Here is a 5615-nt window from a genome sequence, read left to right on the forward strand (position 1 = left end):
CGAACCGAAAGTCCTGCGCGACTGATATACACATAGATCACCGCAGTCTTGTTTTCTTTAACACCCGCTGCAGCCTTCCATTGAATGCCTTCGTAGGCCATGAACACGCCCAGCAAGCCAATCGTTTGGGTGGTGTCCTCGGTCTCGAAGAAAACCGTGCGTTTTTCATTGGGTTCCAACACGATTTCCTGTTTTTTTATCAACTCGCGTCCGAGGGCCTGCTCCTCGTTGTCATACAATGAGAAAAAATCTGCCTTTCCGAAAGCCGAATAGAACTTCAGCTGATAAATGCGAACAACTAACGGTGAGGCACGTCCTTCACCATTGGGGTTGATATCACCGGCAGCATCGAATTCGAGTACGACGCGGGTCGGCTCAGGCGGTGGCGGCGGCTTCTTTTTTTTCTTGAACATCCCGCATCCCGATAGAAGCATAATGACGCACAGCAGCAGGAGTCCCTTTTTCATCATGTCAGCTCCTTGTTGTTTGGTTCTCAATTGGCTGAATTAAGTGGCCCGACCTTTTCAGGGAATGAGGATTTTTGTTCGAGATCAAGGCATGCGAACAATTTGACCACAGGTATATAGTTGATATTCCGCGGATAAAATTCTGAGCATAACGCCGATATCGGGCCAAAAGACCATTTCCAGATGTCTAATCGAATGCATAGGCAAACTGCCCCTCCGCCACTCCCAGGTGGGCGCGGACAACGCTGCGGCCATCCATCAGGCCGGAAAGAATCTCATGGCTCACCTTCGGCAGTACGGTGTTGGTCAGAATGGCGTCGATCATGCGGCCGCCGCTTTCCAATTCAGTGCACCGGCTGACGATGTGCGCGACGACATCAGCCTCGTAAGTGAAGGGAATTTTGTGATTGTCAAAGATGCGTTTTTCGACGCGAGCCAGCTGCAGGCGGACGATGTCGGCCAGCACGGAATCGGTCAGGGGATAATAGGGAATGGAAACGAGACGCCCCAGCAGAGCGGCCGGGAAAGCGTCTAAAAGCGGTTTGCGCAAGGCCCTGGCAAGCCCCTCGGCTTCAGGAAGCAGTTCGGGATCTTTGCACATATTCGTGATCAGGTCCGTGCCGACATTGGTGGTCAACAAGATCAGGGTGTTCTTAAAATCGATGAAACGCCCCTCCCCGTCCTCCATCCAGCCTTTATCGAATACCTGAAAGAAAATTTCATGCACATCGGCATGGGCCTTTTCCACCTCATCCAGTAAAATGACGCTGTAGGGTTTGCGGCGCACGGCTTCGGTCAGCACCCCGCCTTCACCATAGCCGACATAGCCGGGGGGCGCACCTTTAAGTGTTGAGACGGTGTGGGCCTCCTGAAACTCGCTCATGTTGATCGTCACCACGTTCTGCTCGCCGCCATAGAGCGCTTCCGCCAGGGCCAGGGCGGTCTCGGTCTTGCCCACGCCGGAGGGGCCGGCCAGCATGAAAACCCCGATCGGTTTGTTGGGATTGTCGAGTTTCGCCCGCGAAGTCTGGATGCGGCTGGCGATCATCTCGAGGGCATGGCGCTGTCCCAAGATGCGCCGATTGAGGATATCGGCCAATTTCAGAACAGTGTCGATCTCGTTCTTCACCATCCGGCCCACCGGGATACCGGTCCAGTCGGCAACCACGGCGGCCACCGATTGGGCATCGACCGTGGGCAATATCAACGGAGATTCGCCCTGCAGCGTCTGAAGATCGGCCTGCAGCTTCCTCAATGATTCGCGCAGCGCCTGGGAGTCGAAGACTGGATCGTCGGCGGCCTCCGGATCGGTTGCTGCTTGCGCCGCATCAGGGGCGTCCTCCACCTGGCCGGTCGCCTCGCGCAGCTGCTTACGAATCGCGAGGATGTCGGTGACCAGATCTTTTTCCGCGTTCCAGCGTTCCTCGAGCCCCCGCAGCCGCTCCTGTTCGACGGCCAGCTTTTCCGCTGCGGCCTTTTGTCGTTCATCAGTATCGATCCCCACGCGGTTTTCCCGGTCGATAATCTGCAGCTCGGTTTCGAGAAAGCCGATCCGTTTGCGGCAGTCGTCGACCTCGGCCGGAATTGCATGCTGGCTGATGGCCACCCGCGCACAAGCGGTGTCGAGCAGGCTGACGGATTTGTCCGGCAGCTGTCGGGCCGGAATGTAGCGGTGGGAGAGGTTGACCGCTGATTCCAGGGCTTCGTCGAGAACCTGAACCCGGTGGTGCTGCTCCATCACCGATGCCATGCTGCGCATCATCAGGACCGCTTTCTCCTCGCTGGGCTCATGGATCTGGACCACCTGGAAACGCCGGGTCAGGGCCGGATCCTTTTCGATGTACTTTTTGTACTCCGCCCAAGTGGTAGCCGCCACGGTCCGCAAGGTACCCCGCGCCAATGCCGGTTTGAGCAGGTTGGCGGCATCGCCGGTGCCGGCCGTGCCGCCGGCCCCGATCAGGGTGTGGGCTTCGTCGATAAACAGGATGATCGGCGTTTCGGATGCCTGGACTTCGTCGATGACCTGACGCAGGCGTTTTTCAAACTCACCCTTGTAGCTGGCCCCTGCCTGCAGCAGCCCCACATCCAACCCCCGCAGGGTGACATTTTGCAGCGGCGGCGGCACGTCACCGGCGGCAATGCGCAGGGCAAACCCCTCGACCACCGCGGTTTTGCCGACACCGGCTTCACCGGTCAGGATAGGATTGTTCTGCCGCCGGCGCATGAGAATGTCGACGATCTGCCGAATCTCCTCGTCGCGGGCCACAATCGGGTCGATCTCGCCCTTTTTGGCTTTTTCGGTGAGGTCGACCGAGAACTGCCCCAGGGCCTCCTGTTTCCCGAAAGCCGCCGGTGCGATTTGACCGTCCGCAGCTGATGCCGATGCGTCCAGCTGGCTGCCGTCCGCCGCGGCCAGCTGCTCTTCCGGTGAACCGCCGACGATCTGTTGAAATTGGGCGGTAAGGGTATCCAGGTTGATTTTGCCGAATTCCTTCGAAATCCCTTCCAGGGAGCGGCGCAGTCCGGCCGTTTTTAAAAGGCCCACGACCAGATGACCGGTGCGCACGCGAGAATCGCCGAACATCAATGTACTGTACACCCAGCCGCGCTCCACCGCGTCGTCCACATGGGAAGACAGATCCTGCAGGCTGGAGGATCCACGCGGCAATCGATCCAGGGCGCTGGTCATATCGCGGGCTAGATTGGCCAGATTGAGGTCAAAGTGATTGACCACGCGACGCAGATCCGAATCCTGAAGCTGCAGAATCTGGTGCAGCCAGTGGACCAGCTCGACATAGGGATTGCCCCGCAACTTGCAGAAAGCCGTTGCGCTGTCAATTGCCTGGTAGGCCAGGCTGTTCAATTTGCCAAACAGGGCGCTGCGGCTGATCTCTGTCATCTGATGCCCTCCGATGGTTGCGATGTCCGGGTGATGAAAGCAAACGCGTCGATGATGAGCTCATCGGCGTCGCTCACTTGAGGCTTTTTTCCCAGCCAGGCGGTCCACCCCAGGCGAGAGCGGCTGGAGAGGCGCATGGCCGGTACTTCTTCCCGCTTCAATACTAACTGCAGGTCCCAGGCCAGTTCATCACCGATGTAATTTCTCACCAAGGCAATCAGTTGTCTGATCCGATCTCCCACCGGCAGCAGGCTCTCGTATGCGTCGATGCCCACCGGGCCGACACGGATGCGGAATTTGTGCTGACATCCCCAGGTTCGCGAGCCGAGCATGGCCGAACGACCCAGCATCCCGTTGGCCGGATCGCGTCCCAGGCGGCAAATGTCCCGCGCCGGCAGGGTCAGCCACTCGCCCACAAATGATTCGATGCTGACCGGCAGTCGGAAGTAGTCGCCAAGGATGTCCTCAAGACCCTCCGCGCACTTGGTCTGGTCGGAGAGTCGTCCACAGTAGTATAGCTTGGTCAGATCGGCGACCTCGTCCCGTTTGCGCAGAGTCGACATGCCGAATCCGCCCATGGCACCGACGTAGTCGGAAAATCGATCGGTATGCGGTCGGTCAAAACTGATCGTCGGTTCATTGTTGGCCCAGGCTCGGTAAAAAAGCGATACCATCCGGTGGTGAAAGATATCCAGAAACCGCACGAAGGTCTGATCACCGTGCCGGCGCATACGTTGCTGGGCATACTCCGTCAGATGCAACGGCAGGGGGCCGTTGGGCCCCAAAAGACCCGGGTGACGGACCGTCAGACGATGTGGCTTGGCCTCTTCGGCGATCTGGAAGGCCGTCAGGCTGGCCGACTCGAAAGTGGTGGCCGGCTCCTGGCCGATGCGGATCGGATCCTCAGACGGCCGTTGTGAGGCGCCCAGGCGGGGTTTTTCATCATAGAGGCATTCGATGCGGCGCAGCAACGAAAAGAGACCGAATTCATACGGTCTTTTCTCCAGAGAACGGGTCAGTTCCCCTAAATCGTGTGGCGCTTTCCGATCCGTGCCGGCCATCGCATGATCTCCCCGCGGTCGATGGATTCGATGACTGTTTCCGTGAAGGCGTTGATGCTGACGTAACGCGCAAAAAATTGTTCTAGGACGGATCCAAGCAAGATCACACCGCTGCCCTCGAAGGCCGATTCGTCAAAGCGGAGTGAAAGTTCGAGGCCCCTGCCGAAGGTAATCGGGCCGGGTATGTCGATCCGCCTGACTACCGGTTGGGAGCGAATGGACAAAACACCGTCGATCTGCTTCTGAACGGTCGGCTCACCGGATTCCGCATACAGCATCAGGATCTGGCGCAGCGCAGCCGCTCCCGCTTCCCGATCATTGTCGATCAGCGACAGATAGTTCAGGGCCAGGTGGCTGATCGCCTGCCAGGATGTCTCTTTGCGGAAATTGGAGCTTCTGGGTCGGGTCGGACCGGTGAGGCAGCGAATCGATTCCACCGGTGCGCCGGTCTGCAGCGTGAAGTCCGTGTTCCCCGCCCCAAGGGGCATGTGCAGCGGCAGGTCACGGTTGGTGCACATGAGGTGAAGGCCGAGTTGCTTCAGACTGCTGCTGTATGGGGCTTCCTGGGCGTCGACCAGCGACAGGAAGGTCTCGCTGCCGATGTAGCTGGAGCGGGCGCCATAGCGCCGCTGCTTAGTGGACAGCCGGCGCTGTTCACGATAGAGGGTGTAGAACGCCTTGCGCTGCCGGTAGACGGACCGGTTCTTGACTTCGTAGAAAGGCAGAAACTCGACCTCCGGTTCGGCGCGCGGGCCGAAACCAAGCACCTCGGTGACGCCGTGTACTTCGAAATCCATGGGTCGGGTGCGATCCGGCACGATGTGATATTCGGTTACCCGGGGCGTCACATGTATCCGATCCGCCCGTTTGGGGAACAGGTTGATTGCCGGTGTGCAAAACAAGTTAAAACAGGAAACATCGAGGGTGTCCGCAAGCTGCGCATGACTCTGATCAAACAGGAAAACGAGATCCAGTTCAGTGCTCTCGCATCGGCGAATCGCCTGCTGCAGGTGGGTCAATTCGACGAACAGAAATCGTTCCGGAAAGGCGAAATACTCCTGTAAAAATCGATACCCCCGGAATTCGCGCGGGGTTTGCGGCAATAACGCCTGGTCGTCCTCAAACCCCACCGGGTTGACCGCCGAGGCCCCGATCGAGATTGCCTTCGGCGCCGTTCTTGTCCCAGAC

The 5615-nt window shown here is 58.6% G+C and carries 4 protein-coding genes; all 4 read right to left on the bottom strand.

Annotated elements, in window-relative coordinates; translation table 11 throughout:
• Nucleotides 1-470, bottom strand: a 470-nt coding sequence (tssJ, locus tag ABYV26_RS19275) for a type VI secretion system lipoprotein TssJ (protein WP_372682984.1), incomplete at its 3' end; no start/stop codon positions are given.
• A gap of 184 nt (nucleotides 471-654) precedes the next feature.
• Nucleotides 655-3366: a type VI secretion system ATPase TssH gene (gene tssH / locus ABYV26_RS19280; RefSeq protein ID WP_372682986.1), complete on the bottom strand. Its 2712-nt coding sequence runs from the start codon at nucleotides 3364-3366 to the stop codon at nucleotides 655-657.
• On the bottom strand, nucleotides 3363-4427 hold the full coding sequence (tssG, locus tag ABYV26_RS19285; RefSeq protein ID WP_372682987.1) for a type VI secretion system baseplate subunit TssG: 1065 nt from the start codon (nucleotides 4425-4427) through the stop codon (nucleotides 3363-3365). Before tssG ends, tssH begins: the two co-directional genes overlap by 4 nt.
• On the bottom strand, nucleotides 4391-5615 hold a 1225-nt coding region (gene tssF / locus ABYV26_RS19290), incomplete at its 5' end, for a type VI secretion system baseplate subunit TssF (RefSeq protein WP_372682988.1). The genes tssG and tssF, both read right to left, overlap by 37 nt.

The sequence above is a fragment of the Desulfosarcina sp. genome (genome assembly GCF_041551955.1).
Taxonomy (GTDB): Bacteria; Desulfobacterota; Desulfobacteria; order Desulfobacterales; family Desulfosarcinaceae; genus Desulfosarcina.